General features: G+C 61.8%; 35 protein-coding genes and 1 tRNA gene. 7 read left to right on the forward strand and 29 right to left on the reverse strand.

What is annotated here, in order from left to right:
* Positions 1 to 597 precede the first annotated feature (597 nt).
* Positions 598 to 687, forward strand: a tRNA-Ser gene (locus EN862_RS22445).
* A gap of 121 nt (positions 688 to 808) precedes the next feature.
* On the opposite strand, the gene EN862_RS22450 is transcribed toward EN862_RS22445, so the two are convergent.
* Both EN862_RS22450 and EN862_RS36290 read right to left on the reverse strand, forming a co-directional pair.
* Positions 809 to 1,474 carry a hypothetical protein gene (locus EN862_RS22450; RefSeq protein ID WP_127868034.1) on the reverse strand — a complete coding sequence of 222 codons (666 nt, stop codon included), beginning with the start codon at positions 1,472 to 1,474 and terminating at the stop codon, positions 809 to 811.
* Positions 1,467 to 1,625 carry a hypothetical protein gene (locus EN862_RS36290; RefSeq protein WP_189401293.1) on the reverse strand — a complete coding sequence of 53 codons (159 nt, stop codon included), beginning with the start codon at positions 1,623 to 1,625 and terminating at the stop codon, positions 1,467 to 1,469. The genes EN862_RS22450 and EN862_RS36290 overlap by 8 nt, the downstream gene beginning before the upstream one ends.
* A gap of 435 nt (positions 1,626 to 2,060) precedes the next feature.
* Here EN862_RS36290 and EN862_RS22455 point away from each other — a divergent pair, with 435 nt between their 5' ends.
* The gene (locus EN862_RS22455) at positions 2,061 to 2,585 is read left to right on the forward strand and encodes a hypothetical protein (RefSeq protein WP_127868035.1); all 525 of its coding nucleotides are present in this window, start codon (positions 2,061 to 2,063) and stop codon (positions 2,583 to 2,585) included.
* A gap of 102 nt (positions 2,586 to 2,687) precedes the next feature.
* On the opposite strand, the gene EN862_RS22460 is transcribed toward EN862_RS22455, so the two are convergent.
* From EN862_RS22460 to EN862_RS22540, 18 genes are all read right to left on the reverse strand, one after another.
* Positions 2,688 to 3,059, reverse strand: a complete 372-nt coding sequence (locus EN862_RS22460) for a hypothetical protein (protein ID WP_127868036.1) — start codon at positions 3,057 to 3,059, stop codon at positions 2,688 to 2,690.
* Entirely contained in the window at positions 3,056 to 3,583 is a 528-nt protein-coding gene (locus EN862_RS22465; protein WP_127868037.1) for a hypothetical protein, read from the reverse strand. The genes EN862_RS22460 and EN862_RS22465 overlap by 4 nt, the downstream gene beginning before the upstream one ends.
* 6 nt (positions 3,584 to 3,589) lie before the next feature.
* Complete coding sequence (locus tag EN862_RS22470) at positions 3,590 to 4,336, reverse strand: LamG domain-containing protein (RefSeq protein ID WP_127868038.1); 747 nt, start codon at positions 4,334 to 4,336, stop codon at positions 3,590 to 3,592.
* Positions 4,333 to 4,746: a hypothetical protein gene (locus EN862_RS22475; protein WP_127868039.1), complete on the reverse strand. Its 414-nt coding sequence runs from the start codon at positions 4,744 to 4,746 to the stop codon at positions 4,333 to 4,335. Before EN862_RS22475 ends, EN862_RS22470 begins: the two co-directional genes overlap by 4 nt.
* Positions 4,743 to 5,345, reverse strand: coding sequence for a hypothetical protein (locus EN862_RS22480; protein ID WP_127868040.1), 603 nt, complete (start codon positions 5,343 to 5,345; stop codon positions 4,743 to 4,745). The genes EN862_RS22475 and EN862_RS22480 overlap by 4 nt, the downstream gene beginning before the upstream one ends.
* Positions 5,342 to 5,752, reverse strand: coding sequence for a hypothetical protein (locus EN862_RS22485; RefSeq protein WP_127868041.1), 411 nt, complete (start codon positions 5,750 to 5,752; stop codon positions 5,342 to 5,344). The genes EN862_RS22480 and EN862_RS22485 overlap by 4 nt, the downstream gene beginning before the upstream one ends.
* Positions 5,749 to 5,955, reverse strand: a complete 207-nt coding sequence (locus EN862_RS22490) for a hypothetical protein (protein ID WP_127868042.1) — start codon at positions 5,953 to 5,955, stop codon at positions 5,749 to 5,751. The genes EN862_RS22485 and EN862_RS22490 overlap by 4 nt, the downstream gene beginning before the upstream one ends.
* 264 nt (positions 5,956 to 6,219) lie before the next feature.
* The gene (locus tag EN862_RS22495) at positions 6,220 to 6,429 is read right to left on the reverse strand and encodes a hypothetical protein (protein WP_127868043.1); all 210 of its coding nucleotides are present in this window, start codon (positions 6,427 to 6,429) and stop codon (positions 6,220 to 6,222) included.
* Positions 6,416 to 6,601, reverse strand: a complete 186-nt coding sequence (locus tag EN862_RS36295) for a hypothetical protein (protein ID WP_127868044.1) — start codon at positions 6,599 to 6,601, stop codon at positions 6,416 to 6,418. Before EN862_RS36295 ends, EN862_RS22495 begins: the two co-directional genes overlap by 14 nt.
* Positions 6,598 to 7,671, reverse strand: a complete 1,074-nt coding sequence (locus EN862_RS22505; RefSeq protein WP_127868045.1) for an HK97 family phage prohead protease — start codon at positions 7,669 to 7,671, stop codon at positions 6,598 to 6,600. Before EN862_RS22505 ends, EN862_RS36295 begins: the two co-directional genes overlap by 4 nt.
* A gap of 250 nt (positions 7,672 to 7,921) precedes the next feature.
* Entirely contained in the window at positions 7,922 to 8,395 is a 474-nt protein-coding gene (locus tag EN862_RS22510) for a hypothetical protein (protein ID WP_127868046.1), read from the reverse strand.
* Positions 8,373 to 8,864: a hypothetical protein gene (locus EN862_RS22515; RefSeq protein ID WP_127868047.1), complete on the reverse strand. Its 492-nt coding sequence runs from the start codon at positions 8,862 to 8,864 to the stop codon at positions 8,373 to 8,375. The genes EN862_RS22510 and EN862_RS22515 overlap by 23 nt, the downstream gene beginning before the upstream one ends.
* On the reverse strand, positions 8,861 to 9,232 hold the full coding sequence (locus EN862_RS22520) for a hypothetical protein (RefSeq protein WP_127868048.1): 372 nt from the start codon (positions 9,230 to 9,232) through the stop codon (positions 8,861 to 8,863). Before EN862_RS22520 ends, EN862_RS22515 begins: the two co-directional genes overlap by 4 nt.
* On the reverse strand, positions 9,219 to 9,407 hold the full coding sequence (locus EN862_RS22525; protein WP_127868049.1) for a hypothetical protein: 189 nt from the start codon (positions 9,405 to 9,407) through the stop codon (positions 9,219 to 9,221). The genes EN862_RS22520 and EN862_RS22525 overlap by 14 nt, the downstream gene beginning before the upstream one ends.
* Entirely contained in the window at positions 9,408 to 9,611 is a 204-nt protein-coding gene (locus EN862_RS22530; protein ID WP_127868050.1) for an AlpA family phage regulatory protein, read from the reverse strand. It lies immediately after the preceding gene.
* 92 nt (positions 9,612 to 9,703) lie between these two features.
* Positions 9,704 to 10,240, reverse strand: coding sequence for a hypothetical protein (locus EN862_RS22535; protein ID WP_127868051.1), 537 nt, complete (start codon positions 10,238 to 10,240; stop codon positions 9,704 to 9,706).
* Entirely contained in the window at positions 10,233 to 10,634 is a 402-nt protein-coding gene (locus EN862_RS36960) for a tyrosine-type recombinase/integrase (protein ID WP_245519668.1), read from the reverse strand. Before EN862_RS36960 ends, EN862_RS22535 begins: the two co-directional genes overlap by 8 nt.
* A gap of 7 nt (positions 10,635 to 10,641) precedes the next feature.
* Positions 10,642 to 11,403: an integrase arm-type DNA-binding domain-containing protein gene (locus EN862_RS22540; protein ID WP_245519669.1), complete on the reverse strand. Its 762-nt coding sequence runs from the start codon at positions 11,401 to 11,403 to the stop codon at positions 10,642 to 10,644.
* Between the two features lie 341 nt (positions 11,404 to 11,744).
* Here EN862_RS22540 and EN862_RS22545 point away from each other — a divergent pair, with 341 nt between their 5' ends.
* From EN862_RS22545 to rimO, 3 genes are all read left to right on the forward strand, one after another.
* On the forward strand, positions 11,745 to 12,152 hold the full coding sequence (locus EN862_RS22545) for a DUF930 domain-containing protein (protein ID WP_127868052.1): 408 nt from the start codon (positions 11,745 to 11,747) through the stop codon (positions 12,150 to 12,152).
* Between the two features lie 169 nt (positions 12,153 to 12,321).
* Positions 12,322 to 13,008 (forward strand): TerC family protein, encoded by a 687-nt coding sequence (locus EN862_RS22550; protein ID WP_127868053.1) that lies wholly within the window; start codon positions 12,322 to 12,324, stop codon positions 13,006 to 13,008.
* 175 nt (positions 13,009 to 13,183) lie between these two features.
* Positions 13,184 to 14,497 carry a 30S ribosomal protein S12 methylthiotransferase RimO gene (gene rimO, locus EN862_RS22555; RefSeq protein ID WP_127868054.1) on the forward strand — a complete coding sequence of 438 codons (1,314 nt, stop codon included), beginning with the start codon at positions 13,184 to 13,186 and terminating at the stop codon, positions 14,495 to 14,497.
* Positions 14,498 to 14,578: 81 nt separating this feature from the next.
* Here rimO and EN862_RS22560 read toward each other — a convergent pair whose 3' ends face one another.
* From EN862_RS22560 to EN862_RS22595, 8 genes are all read right to left on the reverse strand, one after another.
* Positions 14,579 to 15,646 (reverse strand): BMP family ABC transporter substrate-binding protein, encoded by a 1,068-nt coding sequence (locus EN862_RS22560; protein ID WP_127868055.1) that lies wholly within the window; start codon positions 15,644 to 15,646, stop codon positions 14,579 to 14,581.
* Positions 15,647 to 15,697: 51 nt separating this feature from the next.
* Positions 15,698 to 16,618, reverse strand: a complete 921-nt coding sequence (locus EN862_RS22565) for an ABC transporter permease (protein WP_127868056.1) — start codon at positions 16,616 to 16,618, stop codon at positions 15,698 to 15,700.
* Positions 16,618 to 17,748, reverse strand: coding sequence for an ABC transporter permease (locus EN862_RS22570; protein ID WP_127868057.1), 1,131 nt, complete (start codon positions 17,746 to 17,748; stop codon positions 16,618 to 16,620). Before EN862_RS22570 ends, EN862_RS22565 begins: the two co-directional genes overlap by 1 nt.
* Positions 17,745 to 19,322, reverse strand: a complete 1,578-nt coding sequence (locus EN862_RS22575; protein WP_189401299.1) for an ABC transporter ATP-binding protein — start codon at positions 19,320 to 19,322, stop codon at positions 17,745 to 17,747. The genes EN862_RS22570 and EN862_RS22575 overlap by 4 nt, the downstream gene beginning before the upstream one ends.
* 214 nt (positions 19,323 to 19,536) lie before the next feature.
* Positions 19,537 to 20,514: a quinone oxidoreductase gene (locus EN862_RS22580; protein WP_127868059.1), complete on the reverse strand. Its 978-nt coding sequence runs from the start codon at positions 20,512 to 20,514 to the stop codon at positions 19,537 to 19,539.
* Between the two features lie 129 nt (positions 20,515 to 20,643).
* Positions 20,644 to 21,462: a phosphatidylcholine synthase gene (gene pcsA / locus EN862_RS22585; RefSeq protein ID WP_127868060.1), complete on the reverse strand. Its 819-nt coding sequence runs from the start codon at positions 21,460 to 21,462 to the stop codon at positions 20,644 to 20,646.
* Positions 21,459 to 22,073: a DUF1326 domain-containing protein gene (locus EN862_RS22590; RefSeq protein ID WP_040982853.1), complete on the reverse strand. Its 615-nt coding sequence runs from the start codon at positions 22,071 to 22,073 to the stop codon at positions 21,459 to 21,461. Before EN862_RS22590 ends, pcsA begins: the two co-directional genes overlap by 4 nt.
* Positions 22,074 to 22,085: 12 nt before the next feature.
* A complete protein-coding gene (locus EN862_RS22595) occupies positions 22,086 to 22,976 on the reverse strand; it encodes a DUF2182 domain-containing protein (protein ID WP_127868061.1) in 891 nt (296 codons plus the stop codon).
* Between the two features lie 102 nt (positions 22,977 to 23,078).
* Between EN862_RS22595 and EN862_RS22600 the strand changes: the two genes are divergently transcribed.
* Positions 23,079 to 24,290 (forward strand): UbiH/UbiF family hydroxylase, encoded by a 1,212-nt coding sequence (locus EN862_RS22600; RefSeq protein WP_127868062.1) that lies wholly within the window; start codon positions 23,079 to 23,081, stop codon positions 24,288 to 24,290.
* Between the two features lie 225 nt (positions 24,291 to 24,515).
* Positions 24,516 to 24,839 carry a heat shock protein HspQ gene (gene hspQ / locus EN862_RS22605; protein WP_189401302.1) on the forward strand — a complete coding sequence of 108 codons (324 nt, stop codon included), beginning with the start codon at positions 24,516 to 24,518 and terminating at the stop codon, positions 24,837 to 24,839.
* 74 nt (positions 24,840 to 24,913) lie between these two features.
* On the opposite strand, the gene EN862_RS22610 is transcribed toward hspQ, so the two are convergent.
* Positions 24,914 to 25,534: an invasion associated locus B family protein gene (locus tag EN862_RS22610; protein ID WP_127868064.1), complete on the reverse strand. Its 621-nt coding sequence runs from the start codon at positions 25,532 to 25,534 to the stop codon at positions 24,914 to 24,916.
* Positions 25,535 to 25,591: the final 57 nt, after the last annotated feature.

A 25,591-nucleotide genomic window follows, 5' to 3' on the forward strand; every position in this document is an offset into this window, starting at 1 on the left:
ACCCGACGGAGCCAAGCGTCCGCCGATGCCAGCAACACCTTGATCCCCAATCCCTTTGTGCACAGTAATTGCTTATCACGATGTTAACCGATTATGGCAGCAACAGGGCGACATTGCGGCAAAGGTACAGAGCATGCGTGCTTCAGGCTAGCCGCGCCGGGTTACAACGCCTTTTTTCCGGCGACATCAAGCACCGCCAGAAGGATAATCGGCCCTACCGGACTCAGGTAAGAAGCGGCTGGAAGTCCCTATGCCGGAGGCGGTGGGGGCGGTGTTACCGACGAAACCTGCTGGGCCGTTGCGCGCGACAGGATCTCACGCTTCGTCAGAATCGGCTTCTCGTAGCTCTTCTTCACGATTTCCCCCTGCTTGAAATATTAGCGAAGCGAAATTGGCCGACCTTTCACCGAATTGTCAATCCAACTCCCGGTCGATGGATAGGAGCGCGGTCCCCGGCGGCGCGATTCACGGCTTCCACGCGCCTGATTGAGCCCTGGCGATTGACAGGTCTTTGCGCGAGGCACTAGAGCATGGCTCGCAGTCCTACCGACATGGCCCTCGCGGCCAACGAGACGGCGCCTCGTGGAAAATCACGATGGAGGGATGGCCGAGCGGTTTAAGGCACCGGTCTTGAAAACCGGCGTGGGCGCAAGTTCACCGTGGGTTCGAATCCCACTCCCTCCGCCACAATGTCAATAAAATCAATGCTTTAGGTGGAATATTCGGGCCGTGCCATAACCTCTGCCCTACCCCGACAAAAAAGCCCGGCCGCTGAGCAGCCGGGCCATATTCCAACTCGGTTGGATTTTCAGAGGCCGCTGTAGCTATCGTCCTCTCGCTCGTCCTCGTCGTCGGGGTCTTCCTCGCCATCCATGACGTGCCAATCGTTTTCCGTCTCGATCATGCTCAAGCGCTGATCGATGTGGTTTGTCCAGCCGAGGGACGGCTCGTCTTCTTCCGCGCTGCCGAAACAGGCCAGATCGCCCGTTAGCGACCCAGCCTCCCGCCAGCCCAGGTTATGCTCATGGTCCCCGCCGTCTTCGGCATCCTCTGACCAGTGGGCACCCTTGCCGCCCCCGACGGCCCAAGAGGTGTCCTTCTCGTCACCGTTTGGCTCATAGTCACTGTCATCGGCTTCGCGGTCATCATAGGCGCTGCCGCGGCCGTCGAGGAACATGTTGCTGCTTGCCTGTGGACCGCGCGCCGTCCAGCCCAGACTTGGCTCATCGTCGGCGCCGTCCTCAAGGTCGGGGTCCGGCGACAGATCGTCGAGCATGTCAATCAGCGCCTCGATCGAACCGGCGAGCGATCGGCGGCTTGTGCGGTCTACCTGCAGGGTGAGCATGGCGTCACTGCGGATTTCCGCAGTGGTGGCCTCACTGGAAGATATTCCAGTGAAATCCTCACTGTGTTCGGACACAGTGACACCGGCGATGTAGCGCTCGGCTTTCTTGGTGAGATGAAGGTCATCCATTGAGGTCGGCCTCCAGATTGTCGATTGCGCGGGCGCCAGCGGCGTGCAGGGCGTTGGAGGCCTTTAGGAGCCACAAGGCGAGGGTTGCGCGTCCGAGGCGCGTACGAAGGCCCGCTGCGGCAAGCAGCAGCCCTATTGCGATGTAGGTCATGGTTTTCGTCTCTGGATTTACCGGCTTGTCACGGCCGGGCTGCCAGCGGGCAGCACTGGCGCCGGGAGGGTGACAACATGGCCAGAGACCATGCGCGACGGCCTTTCCCTTGCGGGTATTGTATAGCCGCCGCTCTCCCGGCATAGTGTGCCGGTCGCGCCGACGGCTAATCGGCACGGTCACTTTTCGTAGGCGGTTTGATCCGGCAAGGGTCGCCCTGCCTACGCTCTGGGTGCCAATGGCCCGGCAAGGCCAATCAGCGGGAGTTGTCACGCTCCGCCTGGCACACTGTTCCTGTTCGCTGAAATCGTCAAGCACTCCCCTTGGGAGCCGGCTTGCGTGCGCTCGACAGGTGCGCAAGTATTCGGCCGGGGCATGACTTGGGAGGTGGGATCGTGACCAGGATCGACGTAGGCTCTGGCCATCATTGGCAGCATGCCTGATCTACTGCTCGACGGTTCATTGTCAACACCGACGTGCCTGCAATTGGCGTTCATCGCCTACCTCAAGGTCTTTGGCTTCATCGCCGTTTTTGTCGCCATTTGGATTGCGATCGTCTGCATCAACGGACTGATGGCACCCGACGGCTTCCGATGGGATTTGAAGGCCATTAGAGCTGATCCGACCGTCAAACCAATTTTGATCGTCTGTGGGATAGCGGCGCTTGCGACCATCGCGACGATCTCTTTGACCGGTCCGTTGTCGCGCCTGCGTATAAAAATGATTGCCACCGATAGTGCCTTCGTCGAGACCGGTTGCTACATCGGCGCACAATATGTCGAATCACTTGACCGTAAACAGACGACGATTTCGTATGTGTTGCACGGTGGCAAAATGCTTCGTTTCGAGCAGCAGGGGCAGCGCCCGCTTTACGTGCCAATCGAGTCAAATCCAAATTTCGGGAATTTGGTCAGGATCGCTCCGACGGCCATGAGCGAATACATGCAGCTTCTGCGGTGATAGCGTTGGTTCTGCTGGTCCTGCCGACCGTTCGCTGAAAACCGCGAAGAATGCCCCTTGCCGTATCTAGCCCCACAGCGCGCCTTCCTCGCAGCCGCTCTCCTAAACCGGAAATTCGTCCGGCGTGCTCTGGCGCTTCCCGCTGGCCTGAATTTGGGCCAGCATCCGCGCCTGGGCGGCAATGCGCACCCGATCGAGCGCTTCCTGCTGCTCGCGCTCACGTTCGCGCTTGTACACCTCGGGCAGCGGTGGGTGATTGGCCGGCGGCTTTTTCATGGTCCACTTTTCGCCGCGGTAGCCCCAATGCTCCAGGCCGACCAACGTGCTGCCGTCCCAATAGGTCGTGGTGTTCAGCTTGGGATGGTGCAGGCGAATAGCCATCCACCAAACGCGGTCGATCTCGAACTCGCCAGGTCCATCTTTCCAAGGTGTCCAGCCGCGGCCGGGCCGCTCGATAAGCTCGTGGTCCTTCATTCCGCCATCAGCCATTCAACGCTGCGCGACTTCCATCTGGTGATCTTGATTTGGGCATGGCCGATGATGCGGGATGGATCGATGCCTGTGTCATCGCCGAGAAGTGCCGCTACTTCGTCCTCTGGATAATGAGCGAAGGTCATCAGCGCCGTGGTGTAGGCGAGAACCTGCTTGATCCCGTCCGGCGCTGACCAGTCGAACTTCTGCAGATGAGGGCAAAGAGGAATGGCCTCTGCCGCGCATCGGCGGTGCAGCATCGGCTCGCAGGATAGCAATTGCGGCGCCAGGCTGACCTTGGTGGAGGCCGTCAGCGACTTGCCGCACAGTTGGCACAGGCCTCTGGTGATCGCCTGCCTCTGACGTTGCCAATGAACGGCTCCGAACCTCGGCCGGCCGGCGCCAGGCGCATCGCCTTGGCACATTTCGCGCCTGCCATCCTTCCCGGGATCCGAGAACGATTTTCGCCCCTCGCCAGTCCACGCAACAATGAAAGGGACGGGAGTTTCGCCGAACATCAACGTCATGGATTTTCAGCTCCTGGGGAAAGCGGCGCTCGGCGCCGTGAAGCCGCCGTCCGACGCGTAGCGCGCCACGCCCTTGGTAATGCGCACCTCGTCCAACCAACCGTTCATAAGCGTGCCGATGGCGCCGGTGCGGCCGATTTCAAGTTGGTATGACGCATTGAAGAAAACGGAGTTGGCAGGCGTCGCGCTCGTGTTCATCGCGCCGTTGATGTAGATGCGGATTTTGCCAGACGAGTCCTTGTCGATGGCAACATGGCTGAACACCGATTGAGACAGTGCGGTCGATCCACCGGCCACGCTAACGATACTGCCGCCAGGGCCGCCGTCGACGGAAAACTGCAGCCTCGGCTTCAGGTCAGACAGCTCCACCCACCAGCCCAGATGGAAGAAATCGGCACCGCCCTTACCCAGCACGCCGAACGTGCCTGTCGGGCTGCCCTGCGGCCTGATGAAGAACTCGATGGTGAATTGGTCGCTATTCGCGGTCGAGAGGTTCCAATCGGAACTGGTGCCGGCGCTCCAATAGTCGCCCGTACCATCAAACAGTGACGATGACGCTCCGAATTTGAACTGCGCCGTGTCGATCTGCGCGTCGCCATTGGCGGTCATCGTATGCGCCGACGGGCTCTCGTCTGTGGTCGACGTGGCGCCATCGGTTCCTTCGAAGCCCAGCAAGAGGACGACGTTGGCGAAATAGGGGTCCGTTGTAGGCGCGGCTACAACGTTGGGCGAGATCGGGAACGGAAAGGTCATTGCATCGCCACGACGTTCAGAAGTGAGCCGGCATTCCCGACAGTCATAAAGCACCGGAACTTGTGACCATTGGTGATGTCGAAAGCGTCGCCGGTGACCTTGGTAAAGCCTGAGGTCGTGATAGCGCCGGCCGAGCCGTTGTTGGTGTAATCCAGGACGACCGAAACGGCATCGCCGCTACCTGTCGAAGGCGGCGCAAGCGTGTGAGCGCCGCCATTGGTGGCATGCTGAAAGCCGCCGTTCGCCGGATCGGGCGTGAACGTGCCGCTCGACTTTGTGCCTGCCGAATAGCTTGACGCGGTATAGCCGACAGAAAGATTGCTGGACTCATCTGCGACGAGGAAATCTGCCCCCCATTTGCGACGACAGTAATCGGGCATCCTTGGGAGGATCGAGGGGATGTTTGTCATTGTTCATCCTTCGATGTGGCGGGAAATGCGCTGGTGAGGTTGAGATAAGCCGCGAGACTGCCCCGACGAAACTCCTTCCGGCCGATATGGCCGAACTCGAGACTTGCATCGGCATAGACCTCGCCGCCGAGATCGCCCCAGCGAAGGCAAAAGCTATAGTCTTCGCTGAACAGGCGCCTGGTGCCGTCCGGCATGTCACGGGCTTCTTGCGTGAACAGGCCGACGGCCACTCGCAACAAACCGGTGTCGGGGTCAGGCAAACTGTCGTCCAGGCGGCCATAGGCGAAGCCGCCGGCGTCACTTCTAAACGGATAGATTCCTCCGACGAGATCGACATCGTGCGCCAATAGCCGCTGCAATGCGTCAGGCGGGAAGGTGAGATCGTCATCGATCATGATCATGTCGCTGGCGTCGGTTTCGAGGAAGCCGGCGACAAGAGTGTCGCGCACGGTGCCGATCGTTGCGGTGTCTGTGAGCACCTGTGTCTGGACGTGCCAGCCATCCTTGATAAGCACGTCGCGCGCCGCCTGGATCGATAGGAACGTGTCGACGTGAATCCGGGCGGTGTAGCAAGGAAGGCTGATGCAAACCGCCTTCATGTCCGGTCATCCTCCAGCGGCACCGGCCTTGGCACCGGGCCAGCTTCGCCAGGCGCGCGGCCAGGGTCGAGCAAGCTGCCGAAGTGCCACGGGCTTCGCCAATAGCGGCTGTTCAGTCCCGCGGTGCAGGCGTCGACGTAGCTGATATCGAAGCGTGGCCTTGACTTCCTGTCCTCGGCCGCAAGTTGGTGCGTTGCTTTCAGCTTGGCCGCGGCCAACAACCTCGATTCCGGTGACCAACGGACGTTGCTGCACACCTCAACGAGTTGGTCTAGGTCATCCAGCGCGAACACCTTGTCGATCTCACCCCGAACCACCGCAAGCCGCGCCTCGCTTTGGCAATCGTGCAGACCAACGCCGCGATAGGTCTCAACGATCGGAATGGCACAGTCCTCACGGCGGTTCATTTGCGGCCGCCTTGAAGAATTCGCAGAGCACGCTGGGAAACGGCGTCGAGTTCGGTCTGGTCGCCTTCCTCTTCATCCCTGCCGCCATGTGCCAAAAGCGTGCGGGCTGCCTGCAGTCGAGCATTGGCCGGAGCGCTGGTGTCGGCGGCGATCGAGCGCAACACCTCAAGAGGATCGATAGCAGCGAGATCGACGCCTTTCAAAGCCCGCTTCGATGCCACGGCCCGGCTTGGTCTGCCTCGCTTCGCCATCAGTGGTTTACCTCACAAAACCGGATTTCTGGAGTTTTCTCGGCGCGCGCGTGCAAACTGCGAATGAGCCCCAGGCGGTTGCGCCCCACGGCGTTCATTTTCGATTTTTGACCCACGCCCCCTGGTTGTGGTTGGCGACGGCTGCAACGAGAGCGGAGGGAACTCGCGCAGCCGTCGCCGATGATCCAGATGCGGCGCGTCATCGTGGACCAATCCCTAGTTCAGCAGCCCGTCGGGCGGCGCGACTTGATGCGGCTCGGCGAAGTGCCGGAATATCGCTGCATGCATCAAGTCGACCTCGCGTTCTTTCGGCTCGCGGCCAAGGGCAAGCGCCAACCGCGGCAGGAAGCGCCGCATGTTTGCCTGTGTCAGCCGTTCGATGTCCTCGACGAGATCAGCCGGAATGCAGAGGTCATCCTTGTCCATTGCCGTCCTCCTTGTGGTCGCGCTTTCGGCGCTTGTCGGCCTCGCGGTCGAGATTGGCCCGGTGCTTTGACCAACGGGCGGCACCGAACAACTTCGCTCCGATCGCGTCGACGTCGGCCCGGTCGCGCGGCGCTCGGCTCATAGGTGTCTTTCGCGGCTTGGTCTCGGTCATTCTTCAACGACCTGTTTTCGCATCTCGAGGACTCTGCCCGCGCTGTCGTGCTTCGTGACCGTTGTGATTTCGATCTTTTGCTTCGCCCTGGGTTCACCCGACGCAATGCGCTTGCCGGCTGTGTCCCTTTGGCTGAGTGGTGCCTCGCTGCTCTTGGCGCAAAGTTGCCAAACGGACGGGTTCTTGCCAGGTTCGATACCGGCCGGCGCATACGAATTTGCGTGCCACATGCCGCCGTCGCAGGTGACCAAATCCCCAGCGTTGTAGGCTTGGACGCGCTGGTAAACTCCGCGATATTGGTTGCCCACCACGATCCCGGCCTCGAGTTCAGCGACACGCTGTTGAAGCTGGTCCAGCCGAACCTGGCTTGCCTTTGTCCCCTCGAGAGCCAAACCGAGCGCCAGATCGAGCGCACCTAAAATCCCGTCGTGAACACCCTGCGTGTACTGAACTGGCTTGGGGTTCTCTTTTTGCTCCTCGTTAAAAATCGCCCTGATCTGCTCGCGAGCAAGAGCGTGAAGGCGTTCAATCTGTTCAGGATGAAGCGCTCCCATGAGGCCCTTACTACTATACTCTGGTATCTCTGCCGGCTTCGTGGCTTTTTCCACCACTTTGTCGACGCCTGGCGCCGGCACGAATTCATAGCCATCGATCCGAGCATCGCCGTTGGCCGGCACTTCGCAAAGGCTGATCTCGAAGATCTTCCATTCGTTCCAAATCATCTTGCCATCGATGCGATCGAAGTCGATCGGCTTCGATGAGACCGAGACCCCACGTAGGCAGCCCGCTTGCATGTCGGCCCAGGCGTCGGCCGAGTCGATGCGAGCCTTGAACCTCAAACCGGCCTTAGTTGCCTTCAGTTCGACGACATGGCCGAGGGGCTGATCCCGGTTGTGCTCGCGAAGCAGTTCAAGAGGAAGCGCATCCCACTTTGCGCCCTCTGGGTGAAGCACATGGCCGTGAGCGTCGAGGCTGGCCGTCGAGGCGATACCGGTGACGTAATGCTCGGCACCGCCCAGGAATTTGAGCTTTGATTTGAGGACGGCGCGGAAGTTGCGATTGTCGGTCATGAATCACCAATAGCGCGTCGCAAAAGCGCGCGACGTGACGCCGTCACTAATTCGTAGGCAGCCGCACTGGTCGCGTCCGCTATCCACCGTTCAGTTGCTTTTCGGAGCGCTGCTCGATCTTCGGTTTGGCAGTTGAGATAGCCAACACGGGCCAGGAACTCAGTCAGCTCGACCTCAGGCACGTCGACCACAAGCGGCATCCGGCCTTGGCGAAGTCGCTGCCTGTGCCTGCGCATCCGTTCGGCGCCGCTCATGGCAACAGCCCCATGATGCCGGCCAGGACGATTCCGACGCTCGCCGCGAAAATCAGAATTCTTACGCTTTTGCGCAGGCCGATTGCCCAGCGGGTTCCGCCCGGAAGCGAGCCCGGAAAGGCAATGCCCCGCCCCGGTAGGCGAAGCCAGATTGACCGTCTCAGAACATCAATGTGGTTTCGCGCGTTTTTTTGAGCCCAGCGGTCCTGGCCCTGGTGCCGGGTGGATTGTGAACCTCCCCCCGCCATGTCCTCGCGCGCGTGCGCGGAGGAAGCGCTAAGAACGCCCGGAAGGAAAGTCTTCATCTGGGTCTGTCGTCTGCGCTCTTCCTTTGACGTCTGCTTTTTCTTTTTCTTTTGCGCTCTGCCTTCTACGTCTGCATCTTCATCTGCATCTTCGTATTGGCATACGGTTTCGATACGGTATGCGGACGCTTTCGATAGGGTTTCAAAACGGGCTGCGGTTTTCATCTTCGCCATCCGCAGTCTGAGGATTTTCGGCCACCATTTTCTTGGCTTTCGTCGCCCATCGTCCCTTGTTGGCCTCTGTGAATTCGGCCTCCAGGATCTCGCCGATGGCGTCGCTCTCGATCTCGGCGATGCGCGAGATGATGCCGGCGGCATGGTTCGAGTTTTGAGGCGGGCAATGCACATACCAGCCGCGGACAAACACCTCTTCGGTGTCGTCGTCGTAGGCGATCAGATCGGCCGCCTGGAGGGCTTTCCGTTCGGTGCGGTATTCCTCCAGTGACCAACCCAGATCGGCCACCGCATACCCTTCCGGCAAGTGGTAGCAGCCTGCAGAGTTCTGATGCCTGCAGGTCAGGTAGTACAGGTGCAAGAGCTTGGCGCGGTCACTCGAAAGCCCAATGAAACGCTTCGACCGCCACAGGCTCGGCGAGACCTTCGAAAACAGTTCCTTTCGTGTCTTGATCCTCATGGCCGGCGCTCCGCAATCGCGCGGAAGAACTCGGCCGATCGGCGCCACGATGCTCCGTCGGCGATTTCTCGCTCGACCCTGGTCCTCAAGACGCGGATCACCTCGTCCTTGCCGCGGATGACTTCCTGGAAGCCGCCGCGGCGCCATTCCTCGAACATGTCGCCGAGCTTCTTGGCGCGCGCCTTCAGGCCAGCGTTTTCGGCGACGAGCTGATCGCGGCGCGCTTCAAGCTCGGCAAGCCGCGCCTGTTGATGAAATGCAGCAACTGCGGTATTTTGATACCGGTCAACCTGGTCCCCGCTAGTTGGCTCTCCTAAAGAGCCCGTCGCCTGGTCCGCGGCGGGTTCTTCCATTTCAGGTGCCGACATTGGCGCCTCCCTGCCGAGAGAGCCTGATCGCCTCACAAGCCTGGATGGCACTGATGCCGAAGCGGGTTTTCAGGTCGGGCACGATTGCGCGATCGCGCGGGTCGTTGCGGTGCTTGCGCAGCCATTCGGCCGCGAGCGTCACCGCCTCGTCGGGTTCGAGGTCGATCTGCTCCATCTATGCGGCCTCCCGCTGGCGGGATGCAGAGATGCGATCCGATATCCACTGCAGAACCTCGGCGCGGACAAACGCGATGCGTTTCGGCCCGAGCGCGATGGCAGCGGGAAACTCGCCGGCCGCTCGGCGGGAATTGATGGCGGTGCGGCTGAGGCTGGTAAGCGCGCACGCCTCATTCAGGGATATCAGTGCTGGGGTGTCCATGTGCCGTTCCTTTCTCGTGCGGAACGGCTAACCTTGCCGTCCCTGTTGAACGGCTTCTCATTTGCACCAGGCCTCAGATTAAAACGACAGGCCTATTTAAGATATTTGCCGGCGAGCTCTGAGCATCGAAGTATCTCGCCATCAAACTCCGTCTCTGTCATCCCTTCGATCTCGCGCAGGCAGAGCTTGTATCCAGCGACAGTATCCTCGGCGAGGACTTCGCTTACGACATTTTTGCGGAAGCTCTTTAGCTCCCGTCGGTCGACATTTGCAGCGCGCGAGATCTGCGACAAGGCATCGTCAATGCTCATTTGCTTGCGGCTGTGTAAGGCTGTCACAGATGCTGCAAGCCACGCCATCGGAGCGAAGCTTTCTGCCGGTTTTGATGCATTCGACTTCCGGCCTGCTGCCTTCATTTTCTCGTCGTAGAGACGATGCACGAGCCGCATGATTGGCATGATGCTTTCATGGCTCGGCACGGTTTCGCTGAGGTATCGACGGATAGCGCGCAGGGCCGCCAATTCGTCGCCTTGGCTGGCGGCAAGCTCGGTCACCAATTGTTTATGTCGGTTCCAAAGGATAAGGGCGTCGGCCACTTCGTGTGCCAGGGCGATAGGCTGTTCATCCATTGCAGTAAGCCTCCCAAGCCGTCATCAACTCCCGCCGCTTCTCCAGCGCTGATTCCCGCCGGTATGCCGCCTTGGTCTTGTCGCGGATGGTGTGAGCCAGGGCGGCTTCCGCGACATCCTCTTCAAAATTGGTCTTGTCCCCTGCCCAGTCGCGGAAAGAGCTTCGAAGGCCATGCAGCGTCGCGGCCTTGTCGGGCGAGGCAAGCCGCAGAGCCTTCGTCATTGCTGTGTCGGATATCGGCCGGTCTTCCACATCGCCGGCGAAGATCAGGTCGGACGTTGCGCGTTGCCGCATCACTTCCACGATGGCAAGCGCGCGATCGGCGAGCGGCACGACATGAGCCTTGCCGGCCTTCATGCGTTCGGCGGGAACGGTCCACGTCTTTGCCTTCACGTCGATTTCAGAAATTTTTTGCGCCTCGAGCCTCGCCGGATCGGGCAGCAGTGAGCGTCACGAACTCGACCGCTCTCGCCGCGGTCCCGGTCGACTCGCGCAGCTTCGCCATCATCGCCGGCGTCTTGTCGTAGGCGAGCGCCGCATGATGGCCGCGCGATAGTTTTTGACGCTCAGGCATCACCTTGTCGAGCAACCCGCGCCAGCGGGCCGGATTGCCTGCTGTGCGCCATTCATGGGCAATCCCGTAGTCGATCACCGCTTGGATACGCGAACGCAGCCTGTCGGCCGTCTCTGGCCGCTCTTGCCAGTGTGGCAGGAGGCATTCCTTGACGTCGCCGAGGGTGATATCGGCCACAGGAAGGGCATGGAGCGGCTTGGCGTACTCCTTCAGGGTCATTTCCCATTGCGCCTTGTGCTTGGCGTTTTTCCAGTTCCCTGCCTTCGCCTTCAGCAATTCGTCCATGCAGTGTTCGAAGGTGATGACGCGCGGTGTGGGTTTGGCTTCGACCCGCAGCTCTTCGCCACGAGCAAGGCGCTGGCGTAGCACTTCGGCCTTCTCCCGCGCCAGAACGAGCGAGACCGGCGCCGTGCCCTGTCCATAGCCTCCCAGGCCGAGCTCAGATCGCTTGCCGTCACGCTTGTAGATGAAGAACCATTGGCGACTGCCGCCCTTCCTGATGCGCAGGAAAAGCCCGTCGCCGTCGCTGTAGACACCGGCCTTGTCGATGCGCTTCAAGCCGGCTTCAGAAAGCTTGTGTCGAGCCATTTTCCGAGTCCCGTTGCCATAACCGCAAACGTGACTTTATTAACTTTATCGGCAATTACAATGGGTTATTGGCAATAAAGACGGTAGAAACGGCGGAACGGCGGGCACTCCCTCCGCCAGATGCTATCATCGGCTTTCAAGTGAATCTCGGCGCCGTCCTCCCCAGGCTAGCTTGAAACCGACATCAGCGCCATAGCTCTGCAAGCCGGCGCCGAACTTGCCGTCGAAGGCGGCGGACATGGAGGTTTTCGAACCCAATTTGGACCGAAGCGGCCCCGAACGCCGAGGCATGACGGTCAACCGTTGGTGAAGCAGCGTTTATTTGATTTCTCGGACAAAACATGCTGCTTCTCGCGCCCATGAAAAAGCTCAGCCTGATGGTTCTGGCGTCGTTGGCGCCGGTCTTGCCGGCCAAGGCGATGGACAATGCGTTGCGCGCCGGCCTGATGAAACTCGATCCCGAAACCCGCCTCGAGCAGCGCTGCGACGCCGAAGTGCTCGACCGGATCAGCCAAGACGATCACAACTACAAGGCCGACCGCGTCGTGGCCTACGCCTTTGCCACGCCGCAGATGAGTGCCGATGCCATCAAGAGCTCGGGCGCCGCCTTCCGCAGCAAGGGCCAATGGTACCGGTTGACATTCAAATGCGAGACCGGGCCGGACCACATGCAGGTGCTGCAGTTCCGCTACAAGATCGGCGATGAAATCCCGGAGTCCGACTGGGCCAAATACAATCTCTATGACTAGTTTGCGCCCGTCCGCCTGACCGGTGAACACCCGAAATCGTTGAGGGTTAGCGCTGGCGGCGCCGTTTTCCGGCGATGTCCAAACCTGCGTCTTGACGCCGGTGAACCATGTCTTTAGGGCCGTCTGGGTATTGGGCGACCCGGCATTTCAGGCAAGGGATTTCTAGTCTATGGAAATATTCACTGCCGCAGGCCTTTCAGCTCTCCTCCAGGTCGTCGCAATCGATCTCGCGCTCGCCGGCGACAACGCAATTGTAATTGGCCTCGCGGCCGCCGGCCTTCCGGCTGATCAGCGCAAGCGCGCCATCATTGTCGGCATCGCCGCGGCCACGGTCCTGCGCATCATCTTCGCCCTCATCACGCAATGGCTGCTGAGCATCGGCCCGATGCTGCTTATCGCGGGCGGCCTTCTGCTTCTGTGGGTGTGCTGGAAGATGTGGCGCGAACTGCGCGTCAGCCATGACGACGAGCGTGACGCGACCGAAGCGCTGTCGAACAGCGATTACAACAAGGACGGATCTGTCGCCGGCAAGGGTGCACGCAAGACATTCTCGCAGGCCGCGTGGCAGATCGTGATCGCCGATGTCTCGATGTCGCTCGACAATGTGCTTGCCGTCGCGGGCGCCGCCATGAAGCATCCGACGGTGCTGATCATCGGGCTGGCCCTATCGATCGCGCTGATGGGTTTTGCCGCATCCTTTGTCGCGCGCCTCCTGCATAGATATCGCTGGATCGCCTATGTCGGCCTGCTGATCATCTTGTATGTCGCGATAAACATGCTTCTCGGAGGCGCCGTGCAGCAGTTTCCCGACCATTTTGCCTTCCTGGCGCCATGGTTCGGATCGGACAGCCATTAGCGCTCCTCAGGGCGGACGTCTGACGCCCACCTCTTGTCCTGTCGACGGCAGTTTGCTTCTCCGCCGAAGCGTGCTATTGCGCCGCGCGAATGGCTCAAAGCCGCGCCGTAGATCGACCTTCAGAAGCCTGAGGCTCAACCCTCGATCTCGCCATCACCTCTTGGAAAACAAGTTTATGTCCGCCCCACGCGTCAGCTTCGTCAGTCTTGGATGTCCGAAAGCGCTCGTCGATTCCGAGCGCATCATCACGCGGCTGCGCGCCGAAGGCTATGAGATCGCCCGCAAGCATGACGGCGCCGACCTCGTCGTCGTCAACACCTGCGGCTTCCTCGATTCCGCTCGCGACGAGTCGCTCAACGCCATCGGCTCCGCGCTTTCGGAAAACGGCCGCGTCATCGTCACCGGCTGCCTAGGCGCCGAGCCTGAGGTCATCCGCGAGAAGCATCCCAATGTGCTGGCGATCACCGGGCCGCAGGCCTATGAGAGCGTGATGGCGGCGGTCCACGAGGCGGCTCCGCCCAGCCACGATCCCTATGTAGACCTTTTGCCGCCGCAGGGCGTGAAGCTGACGCCGCGCCACTACGCCTATCTGAAGATCTCCGAGGGCTGCAACAACCGCTGCACCTTCTGCATCATCCCGGCGCTGCGCGGCGATCTCGTTTCGCGGCCGGCGGCGGATGTGCTGCGCGAGGCGGAAAAACTCGCCAGGGCCGGCGTCAAGGAAATCCTCGTCATCTCGCAGGACACGAGCGCCTACGGCGTCGACATCAAGTACCAGACATCGACGTTCGGCGATCGCGAGGTGCGGGCGAAATTCCTCGACCTTGCCGAGGAGCTCGGAAAGCTCGGCATCTGGATACGCATGCATTATGTGTACCCCTACCCGCATGTCGCCGATGTCATTCCGCTGATGGCGGAAGGGAAGATCCTCCCCTACCTCGATATCCCCTTCCAGCATGCCTCGCCGCAGGTGCTGAAGAACATGCGGCGCCCCGCGCATGGCGAAAGGACGCTGGACCGCATCCGCGGCTGGCGAGAGATTTGCCCCGATCTCGCCATCCGCTCGACCTTCATCGTCGGTTTCCCCGGCGAGACCGAAGACGATTTCCAGATGCTGCTCGACTGGCTGGACGAAGCGAAGATCGATCGCGCCGGCTGCTTCAAATACGAGCCGGTCAAGGGCGCGCGCTCCAACGATCTCGGTCTTGAGCAGGTGCCGCAGGAGGTCAAGGAAGCGCGCTGGCATCGTTTCATGCAGCGCCAGCAGAAGATTTCCGCCGCGCAGCTGGCCAAGAAGGTCGGAAAGCGCCTGCCGGTGCTGATCGACGAGGCGCACGGCACATCGGCCAAGGGCCGCACCAAATACGACGCGCCGGAGATCGACGGCTCTGTGCACATCCAGTCGCGCCGCCCGCTGCGCGCCGGCGAGATCGTCACCGTCAAGATCGACCGCGCCGACGCCTACGATCTTTATGGATCGGCCGTCTGATCGTCCTCGAACGCGAAGGCACACCGAATGAGAAAGGGCGCCGCGCGGCGCCCTTTCCTTTTGACATCAGTAACTTGCAGCTTACTGCGGCAGCTTGTCGTCGACGCCCTTGACGTAGAAATTCATGCCGAGCAGCGTGCCGTCGTCGGCAACCTCGCCGTCCTTCAGCCAGGGCGAGCCGTCCTGCTTGGAGACCGGTCCGGTGAAGGGGTTCCAGCCGCCGGCGATCTTCTTCGTGGTCGCCTCTGCCATCGCCTTGACGTCGTCGGGCATGTTGGTGAAGGGCGCGAGCTTGACGGCGCCGTCCTTGATGCCGAGCCACACATTGTCCGGCTTCCAGGTGCCGTCGAGCGCGGCCTGGACGCGGCTGATATAGTAGGGACCCCACTCGTCGGTGAGCGCGGTCAGCTGCGCGTTCGGCGCGAACTTGATCATGTCGGAGGACTGGCCGAAGCCATGCAGCTTGCGCTCCTCGGCGACCTGCAGCGCCGCAGTGGAATCGGTGTGCTGCACGATGATGTCGGCGCCCTGGTCGAACAGCGCTTTGGCGGCGTCGGCCTCCTTGCCCGGATCGAACCAGGAGTTCACCCACACGATCTTGACCTTGAAGTCGGGATTGACCGACTGCGCGCCGAGCATGAAGGAGTTGATGCCCATCACCACTTCCGGGATCGGGAAGGAGACGATGTAGCCGGCAAGGCCCTTCTTCGATTCCTTGGCCGCGATCTGGCCGAGCACGTAGCGGCCTTCATAGAAGCGGGCGTTGTAGATGCCGAGATTCTTGCCGGTCTTGTAGCCTGTGGCATGCTCGAACATCACCTTGGGAAATTTCTTGGCGACCTTCACCTCGGCGTCCATGAAGCCAAAGGAAGTGCCGAAGATGATCTTGCACTTCTCGCGCGCCAGGCGCTCGAAGGCGCGGTCGGCGTCGGGGCCTTCCGAGACGTTTTCGAGATAAGCGGTCTCGACCTTGTCGCCGAGTGCCTTCTCGACCTGGAGCCGGCCTTGGTCGTGCTGGTAGGAATAGCCGAAGTCGCCGATCGGGCCTGTATAGACCCAGCAGGCCTTCAGCTTGTCGGCCGCCTCGGCGGTTGCCGCGACCGACAGCGCCGCGGCAGTTGTCATCAACGCAATAAGCAGTTTTTTCATAGTGTTACCTCTCTGAGTTAAGCCTTGGAGCTTCCCGTCTTTTTGTTGTCGTCAACGATCCGGAACGAATGGCTGCCCCAACGAAGCCGGCGTGTTCATCATCGTCAGCCGCTTGTTGCGCGAGATTAGAACGAGAACCACGATGGTTGCCAGATAGGGTAGCGAAGAAAGAAACTGCGACGGCACCGGAATGCCAAAAGCCTGTGCATGAAGCTGGCCGATCCACACCGCGCCGAAGATATAGGCGCCGGCCAGCACCCGCCACGGTCGCCAGGAAGCGAACACCACCAGCGCCAGCGCGATCCAGCCGCGCCCCGCGCTCATGTTCTCCACCCATTGCGGCGTGTAGACCAGCGACAGATGACCGCCGGCAAGGCCGGCGCAGGCGCCGCCGAAGATCACCGCCAAATAACGGTAGCGGATGACCTTGATGCCGAGCGCATGCGCCGACGTATGGCTGTCGCCGATGGAGCGCAGCGTAAGGCCGGTGCGCGTCCTGAACAGGAACCACATGACCGCCGCGGTCAGCGCGATGGAAATGTAGAACACCGGGTCCTGGCCGAAGATCAGCCTGCCGACGACCGGGATCGAGCTGATCACCGGAATATCGAGATTGGGCAGCCTGACGCCCGGCTGGCCGACGAAGCTGGTGCCGATCATGCCGGAGAGGCCGAGGCCGAGCAGTGTCAGCGACAGGCCGGTCGCCACCTGGTTGGTCGCGAGCGACAGCGTCATGACGGCGAAAAGCAGCGAAAACAGCGCGCCGACGATGATCGCGGCAAGCAGGCCGATCCACGGTGACCCGGTGAGGTAGCCGGCGCCGAAGCCGCCGACGGCTCCCATGATCATCATGCCCTCGACGCCGAGATTGAGCACGCCCGAGCGTTCGACCACAAGTTCTCCGATCGCCGCGATCAGCAGCGGCGTCGCGGCGGTCGCGATGGTCAAAAGGATGTTGACGGTGATGTCCATCAGCGGGCCTCCTCGAGCTTGGGCGCCGCTTCGAGTTGCGCCGTGCCATTCGCCTTCGTCAGCGCCATGCCGATCAGGCGGATGCGGTAGTGGATGAGCGTGTCGCAGCCGAGCACGAAGAACAAAAGCATGCCCTGGAAGACGCGCGCCACCTTGTCGGAGATGCCGAGCGCGCTCTGCACCGCCTCGCCGCCGAGATAGGTCAGCGCCAGCACAAGGCCCGCGGCCACGATGCCGAGCGGATTGAGCCTGCCGAGGAAGGCGACGATGATGGCGGTGAAGCCATAGCCGGGCGAGATCACCGGCTGCAATTGGCCGATGGCGCCGGAAACTTCCGAGATGCCTGCAAGGCCGGCCAGCGCGCCGGAGAGAAGGAAGGTGAAGAACACCATCCTGTTGAAGCCAAAGCCGGCAAAGCGCCCTGCTCGTGGGCTGGAACCCAGCACGCGCACTTCAAAGCCCTTGAGCATGCGGCTCATCATCAGCCAGATCGCAACTGCAGCGACCAGCGCGAAGACGAAGCCCCAATTGGCGCGGCCGGCATCGGGCATCAGTTCGGGCAGCACGGCCGAGTCGCCGAACTGGATGGTCTGCGGGAAGCCATGGCCTTCCGGGTCGCGCCATGGGCCGCGCACCAGCCAGTCGAGGAAAAGCTGCGCGACATAGACCAGCATCAGGCTGGTCAGGATCTCATTGGTGCTGAAGCGCGTCTTCAAAAACGCCGGGATCGATGCGTAAAAGGCGCCGCCGACCATGCCCAGCAGGAGCATCAGCGGGATCACCAGCGGGCCTTCGAATTGCGGGAACAGCACCGGGATGATCGAGCCGAAGATCGCGCCGAATATGAACTGGCCTTCGGCGCCGATGTTCCAGATGTTGGCCTTGTAGCAGACCGACAGGCCGACAGCGATCAGGATCAGCGGCGCCGCCTTGATGGCCAGCTCGTGCAATTGCCAGACTTCGCTGATCGGCTGGATGAAATAGATGTTGAACGCATCCAGCGGATTGACGCCGAGCAATGCGAACATGATGCCGCCGGCGATCATCGTCAGCGCGAAGGCAATGAAAGGCGACAGCACCGAAAACAGCGCCGAGCGCTGCGGACGTTTGACCAGTTCGATGCGCATCATGCCATCTCCAGGCTGTGTTCGGCGTGGCCGGGCTCGGCGCCGCCCATCAGGAGGCCGATCTTCTCGAAAGTCGCCTCGGCGATCGGCAGCGGCTTCGACAGATCGCCATTGTGCATGACCGCGATCGCATCCGACAGCTCGAACAATTCGTCGAGGTCCTGGCTGATGACCAGGACGGCGGAGCCGCTGCGGGCAAGCTCGATCAGGGCCTGGCGAATGCGAGCGGCCGCACCTGCGTCCACGCCCCAGGTCGGCTGGTTGACGACCATGACGCTCGGCTTGCGGTCGAGTTCGCGACCGACGATGAATTTCTGCAGATTGCCGCCCGACAGCGCGGCCGCCTCCGGATCGGGCGCGCTCTTGCGAACGTCCATGGCGGTGATGATACGCTGGGCGGCGCTGTAGACGGTGCTGTTCTTGACCATGCCGCCCGAGCCGACGAAAGCCTTGCCGTCGGTGGCGTGACGCGAAAGCAGCAGGTTCTCCGAAAGCTTCATGCGCGGGGCGGCGCCGTGTCCCAGGCGCTCTTCCGGCACAAAGGCGGCGCCCATCAGTCGCCGGCCGGTGATGGAGAGCGCGCCGACGTCCTTGCCGCGGATGCGCACCGAACCCGCGTCCTGCTGCAGCACTTCGCCGGAGACGGATTCGAAGAACTCGCCCTGGCCGTTGCCGGCAACGCCGGCGATGCCGATCACTTCGCCGGCGCGCACTGTAAGATTGATGTTCTTCAGCGGGATGGCGAAGGGCGTCGCCGGCTTGCGCGTCAGCCCACGGATTTCCAGCAAGGCCGGCGCGGTCTCGATGCCTTCAGCCGGCGCGCGCTCCACGGCCTTCACCTCGCTGCCGACCATCATGCGGGCGAGCGATGCGGCCGTCTCCTGCCGCGGGTTGCAGTGGCCGACCACCTTGCCGTGACGCAGCACGGTAGCGCTGTCGCAGATGCGTTTGACCTCTTCCAGCCGGTGCGAGATGTAGAGGATCGATTTGCCCTCCGAGCGCAGCCGTTCCAGCGTCTCGAACAGCTTGTCGGCCTCCTGCGGCGTCAGCACCGAGGTCGGCTCGTCGAGGATGATGAGCTGCGGCGTCTGCAGGAGGCAGCGGATGATCTCGATGCGCTGGCGTTCGCCGACGGAGAGGTCCCCAACCAGCGAGTCCGGATCGAGCGGCAGCCCATAGCTGAAGGAAAGCGCCCTCGCCTTTGCCGCGATGGTGCTGATCGGCGAACCGTCATTGAGCGAAAGCGCGATGTTCTCGGCCGCCGTCAGCGCCTCGAACAGCGAGAAATGCTGGAACACCATGCCGATGCCGAGCTTCTTCGCCACGCCCGGACTGGTGATCTTGACCGGCTTGCCGTCCCAGAAGATCTCGCCCGCGTTCGGCTCGAGCGAGCCGAACAGCATCTTGACCAGCGTCGACTTGCCGGCGCCGTTCTCGCCGAGCAGCGCGTGGATCTCGCCCTTCGCGATGTTGAGATCGATGTGATCGCACGCCGTCAGCGAGCCAAAAATCTTGGTAAGACCACGAACCTCAAGCAGGTTCGACCTGTCATGATTTGCACTCACAGTGCCTCCCATCCGGCTTACCGGATATGTTCTGTGTTCCCGAAAGCATGGTATGCGCGGCCGGCTCCCATCGGAAAGCAGCACCCAACTTGAAAGAGCTTCAAGAATTTCAGCGGAAACTCAAGGGCTAAGATAGACCTCTTGAGAACAGCGGCAAATCCGCAGCGCTTTTCAGGCAAGCCGTGCCTTCGGGCACGGCAAGTCGCTGAAAAACAGGGCAGCTGACTTAAGGAATGAGAACGGTCGTGCCCGTCGTCTTGCGGGCTTCGAGATCAGCTTGCGCCTTTCCTGCGTCCTTCAGCGCATAGCGCTGGTTGATCTTGATCGCGACGGCGCCGCTCTTGACCACGTCGAAAAGCGCTTCGGCCGACCTCACCAGATCCTCGCGTCTGGCGTTGTAGACGAACAGCGTCGGCCGGGTCGCATAGAGCGAGCCTTTCTGCGCGAGAAGCGACATGGGGAAAGGCGGGACCGGTCCCGACGACGAGCCGAAGCTGACGAACATGCCGAGCGGCCGCAGGCAATCGAGCGAGGCGGGAAACGTGTCGGCGCCGACGGAATCGTAGACGACGTCGCATTTCTTCCCGCCGGTGAGCGCCGCGACGCCGGCGACGAAATCCTGCTCCTTGTAGTTGATGACATGATCGAAGCCATGCGCCCGGGCGAGCTCGATCTTGTCGGAGGAGCTCGCGGTGCCGATAACCGTCGCGCCGAGATGCTTTGCCCATTGGCCGAGGATCAGGCCGACGCCGCCGGCCGCCGCATGGTAGAGGATCGTGTCGCCGGCCTTGACCGGGAAGGTACGGCGCAAGAGATATTCCGCCGTCATGCCCTTCAGCATCATCGCCGCAGCCTGCTCGTCGCTGATGCCGTCCGGCACCTTGACCACGCGGTCGGCTGCGATCACGCGCTGCTCACTATAGGCGCCGACATTGACTGCATAGGCGATACGGTCGCCGGGCTTCAGCCAGTCGACGCCGGTGCCGAGCGCCAGCACGACGCCCGCTGCCTCGCCGCCCGGGATCAGCGGGAAGCCGCCGGGTGGCGGGTAAAGCCCCGAGCGGTGGTAGACGTCGATGAAGTTGAGGCCGATGGCCGTGTGCCGGATCAGGATCTGGCCTTCTCCCGGCTGGCCGGGATCGGCATCCTCATAGGCCAGGACTTCGGGGCCGCCATGGGCGTGGATGCGGATTGCCTTGGACATCGCTCAACTCTCTGAAGGATACGTAGACTGGAGCATGACCCCAAAAGGAGCGCCGATGTTCGAAAGATCATGCGCCGATAGATAGCTAGGTCAGGATGACCATTCGACCAAAAATATCCTGATCCAGGATCAGGGTTTTCTGGCGCCCAGATTGGGAAACATCTGCATGACGCCCCCAATGCAGGCGAGATAGAGGCCGGTGATCGTGATGCCGATCTTGGTGAAGTCGCTGACCTGTTCTCCCAGCACGCCGATCTTATCGTAGAAGGCGGCAAGCGCTGCCTGCGCCAGCGCCAGCGCGCCGAAGGCGCACCACAAGAGCGTCATGCCAAGATTGACCGGCCTCAGCCGCACGACGCGCACCGGATGGATGAAGTTGATCGGCAGGAAGGTCAAAATGCCGGCAACCACCACCACGGCGAACGATACCCATTGCCCCGGCTCGATGACGAAGAGCGTGAACACCACCATGTTCCAGACGACCGGGAATCCTTTGAAGAAGTTCTCCTTCGTCTTCATGCCGGTGTCGGCATAGTAGATCGCGCTGGAAACGACGATGATGGCCGCCGACAGGAAAGAGAGATTCTCGCCCATGAAGCCGCGCTGATAGAGTGCGAAGGCCGGGATGAGCACGTAGGTGACGTAGTCGATGATGTTGTCGAGGAGTTCTCCCGACCATGTCGGCAGGATTTCCTTGACCTCGAGCTTGCGGGCGATCGGCCCGTCGATGCCGTCGACGAACAGTGCCAACCCGAGCCACCAGAACATTGCCGTCCAGCGTTCCTCGCTGGCCGCCACCAGCGACAGAAAGGCCAGGAACGATCCCGACGCGGTGAGCAAGTGCACGGAGAACGCGCGCGCCTGCGGCCACGTCACCTTCTTCTTCGGCAACGGGATCCGCTGCGCGATCTTCTTCGCCGCTTTCCTGGCCGTTGTGTTCTTGCTCACGGTCCCCGCCAGTCCAGCTTGCAGATTTCGGCCGAGCGGCCGGCAAAATTCCAGTTGCGGCCGAAGGCGCGCATCTTGCTCTTGTCGGACTTCGCCACGATGATTTCCGGCGCGATCCAATATTCGGAATTGGTGATCACCGTGTCCTTCTCGCGGTCCTTGCCGGGGATCGGCGTCACCGCGCCATCGATGATCTTCGGTATCTGGAAGACGCGCGTCCTGTCACGCGTCTCGTAGGTGATCGGCACCTGCTCGACGCCGAGGAATTTTCCGACAAGGATCGACAGCAGCGAGGTGGTGCCGCCCGCCTTGCCGGTGAATATCTTGGTCAGCGCCTTAACCGCATAGACCGACGCCCGCTTGTCGATGAACAGGCCGGCGGTCCAGTTGCCGCGGCTCATATAGCCGGGGATTTCCATGATCAGGCCGAGATTGAGACCCGAAAGGTCGACTTCGCCGAAATGGCCCGCATCGATGCGGAAGCCGGCCCAGGTCTGGCAGTAACCCTCGGTTGGCGGATGGCTGCCGAGCGACAGCACGCAGGGACAGAAAACCGTGCAATTGCAGGAGAGTACCAGCTCCCCTTTCATCGCCCAGCTTTGGTCGGTCATCGAATTCTCCCCTTACGCCGAAACTAATAGCAGGGCTACCGCCCACACAAGCAGTATCGTACCGGCAACCCGGCTGGCCACCCTGCCGGCGGTCTGTTTTTCGATCAGGGTGAACAGGCCGATCAGCGCCATCCAGAAGACGTTCATCGCGCCGACGGCGAACATCACCAGCATCAGCGCCCAGCAGCAGCCGAGGCACCAGACGCCCTGCTCCAGTCCAAGCCGGAAGATTCGGCTTGGTTTCGCGCTCCAATTGGCGAACAGGATCGAGAACGGGTTGCGGCATTTTTCGAGGCACGCTTGTTTGAGGCCGCTGAATTGATAAAGGCCTGCAACAAGCAGCGCCGCGGCGCCGGCAATACCGACTGCGGGATCGAGGATCCGGCCGGAACCGGCAAAAGCGTAGACTGCGAGCGTCAGCGCGGCGAAAGCCACGGACGCGCCAAGCCATGTGGCGAGGTATCCGGCAACGAGCGCCAGCGGATGAACAACCGGCTCGCCCTTGATCCTCGCCGTGTCGGCAATTTCGCAATAGGTGCGGATCAGCGGCACGGCCGAAGGCAGCATCGTGGCCACCGCCATCAGGAACCACATCAGCACAAGCGCCGGCGCTTGCAGGCCGGCCGGGCCGGCAAGCTGCGCTGGCGCAAGGCAGAGAGCGAAGAACCGCTCGAGAAAGTCCGGCAAAGGCAGGCTCGGGAGATTCTTCAGCAGCATATCGCCGGGCCTGCCGGCAAGGCTGGCTTCAGCGCCGCGGATCGCCATCGCCCCGAGAAGCAACCATGCAAGGACAATGGCGACGCCCACCGTGAGCGTGACCACAAAGCGCGGACTGCGCGCCACGCCCGCCGTCGCGCGGCCGGCGCGGTCGAGATGGCTGAAATCGTGCTGCTCGCCGCTCATGGCAGTCGAATGGGCTGAATCGCCGCGTTGATCAAGCCGGCCGGTCTGACCTATATCCTGGATTAAGGCCCGACGGGTCGCCTCTCATCATGGAAGCCTAACGTGGAGCATAACGACAAGGCCCGCATTCTGGTTGCCGGCAGCGGTCCGGCCGGCCTGATCGCGGCGCTCGGCTTTGCCCAGGCTGGCTTTGAGGTGACGCTGGTCGGTCCCGAGGCCAACACCACCGATGGCCGCACCACGGCGCTCATGAATCCGGCCCTGAAAGTGCTCGATCGGCTGGGGGTACTTGCCGAACTCAAGCCTCAGGCGGCAGCGCTCAAGGTGATGCGCATCGTCGACGCCACAAGGCGACTGATCCGCAGCCCAACCGTGACCTTCCGCGCCAGCGAGATTGGCGAGGAACAGTTCGGCCTCAATCTGCCGAACAATGCCCTTGTTCCGGTCCTCGCCAAGGCGGCTTCGGCTCATGACGGCATTCATTGGCTGAAATCCACGGTCGAATCCTGGAGCCTCGACGCCGACCTTGCCCATGCAAGGCTGGCCGACGGCAGCGGGGTGTCGGCATCTCTGGCGGTCGCCGCCGACGGGCGCCTGTCTCCAGCGCGGGAAGCCGCCGGCATTCGCGCTTTCGCGCGGCCTTATCCGCAGTCGGCGCTTGTCCTCAATTTCGGCCACCGCGGCGACCACGGCTTCGTTTCGACCGAATTCCATACCGAAACAGGCCCATTCACCCAGGTGCCGCTGCCCGGCAGGCGCTCGAGCCTTGTCTGGGTCGTGAAGCCGGAGACGGCGCAAGAGCTTGCCGCGCTCGATGATGCAACCCTGTCGGAGCGTATCGAGCAGCAGATGCAGTCGATGCTTGGCCGGGTCTCGGTCGAGCCGGGTCGCCAAATCTATCCTTTGTCGGCGGCTTCGCCCGCCCGGTTCGCGCAAAATCGCGTCGCGCTCGTCGGCGAGGCGGCGCATGTGTTTCCGCCAATCGGCGCCCAAGGGCTCAACCTCGGCATCAGGGACATCGACGATCTGATTGGAATCGCCAGTGAAAACCGCGACGATCCGGGGTCGAGCAGGAGTCTTGCTGCCTATGACACCAGGCGCCGGCCCGACATATGGGCGCGCAGCGGCGCGGTGAACCTGCTCAACATGTCGCTGCTGTCCGACATGCTGCCCGCACAGCTGGCGCGCAGTGCCGGCCTCAATGCGCTCGGCAGCTTCGCGCCGCTGCGGGCTTTCTTCATGCGCGAGGGATTGCGGCCGGGCAGCGGCTTTCGCGCCATTGCCGGCGGCCTGCGCAAACCGGCCGGGCGTTAGAGGCTACTTGCCGCGTTTTTTCGACGCCGCCCGCGAAACCTTACGCGCAGCCCATCCGTGGCTTGCAGCATGGACCGCGGCTATTGAATTGCGGCAGCGCCTGCGCCAAATAGGCCCAAGCCGAAAGTCGGGGTCGATTTTTGGCTACCTGACGTGTAAATTCAAGGTCTTAGGCGCCCTGTGCGCGGCCACGAAAGGCGCCTCGGAACCTGAGTGGTGAGTGCGATGAAAACGGCCAAATTCTCGATCGGGCAAGTAGTTCGCCACAGGATGTTTCCGTTCCGCGGCGTGATCTTCGACGTCGACCCCGAATTCGCCAACACCGATGAATGGTACGAGGCCATTCCGGCCGACGTGCGTCCGCGCAAGGACCAGCCTTTCTACCATCTTCTGGCGGAAAATTCGGAGACCGAGTACATCGCCTATGTGTCCGAGCAGAACCTGCTCGAGGACCGGTCGGGCGAGCCGGTGCGGCATCCGCAGATCGGCGAGATGTTCGACAAGCTGCCGGACGGCCGCTACGAGCCGAAGCGCCATTCGAAGCATTGAATGCAGTGGCCTTGAGGTAACAAAAAAGCGGGGCGAATGCCCCGCTTTTTTGTCCGAGAAACACGATTGCGCGATCAGTTCGCGGTCTTGGCCTTGTCCTGCTCGTCCTTGAGCTTCTTGGCGAAATCCTGGTTGTTCTTGGCAACGAAGTCCTGCAGCTTCTTCTGCCGGTCCTCGATATCCGACTGCTGCAGCGGCGGGCCGTCATAAGCGCCGCTGAAGCCGGTGAGCGCGATCTTGATCGGGTTCGGCTGGTTCTGGAAGTTGATCGAGGTCAGCGAGATCGCCTGACCCTTCTTGAAAGACGCCACGAGTTGGTCCGTCAGCGGCACTTCGGCGACGCAACGATCCGGGAAGCAGATCACATAGTCAAGCTTCTGCGCTTTGCCGCCATCGATCTGCAGGCCGATGCCGGGAGGCACGAGGCGGCCGGTCGGGACCGTGACCTGGAAGACCTTGCGGTTCACCTTGCCCTTGAGCTCGATCAGGCTGACGCCGGTGACGAGCTGGCCGTTGCCGGCGGTGACGATGTTCTGCACATTGCAGATGTCGACGTCTTCCTGCTTGGTGCAGGCCTTGAACCAGCCCTGCGGGATCTGCGGCTGTTGTTGAGCCGAGGCGGTGAAAAGCCCGGCGCCCAGAACGCCGACCACGCCTGCGGCCAGCACCGAAAGGCGGTACGCGTTGATCGTCATATGGTGCACTTTCCTCTCAAATGATCCCGGGGACCGGCTTCTTCGTGCCGTGTGGTC

It is taken from the genome of Mesorhizobium sp. M2E.F.Ca.ET.219.01.1.1 (assembly GCF_004016445.2).
Classification (GTDB): Bacteria; Pseudomonadota; Alphaproteobacteria; order Rhizobiales; family Rhizobiaceae; genus Mesorhizobium.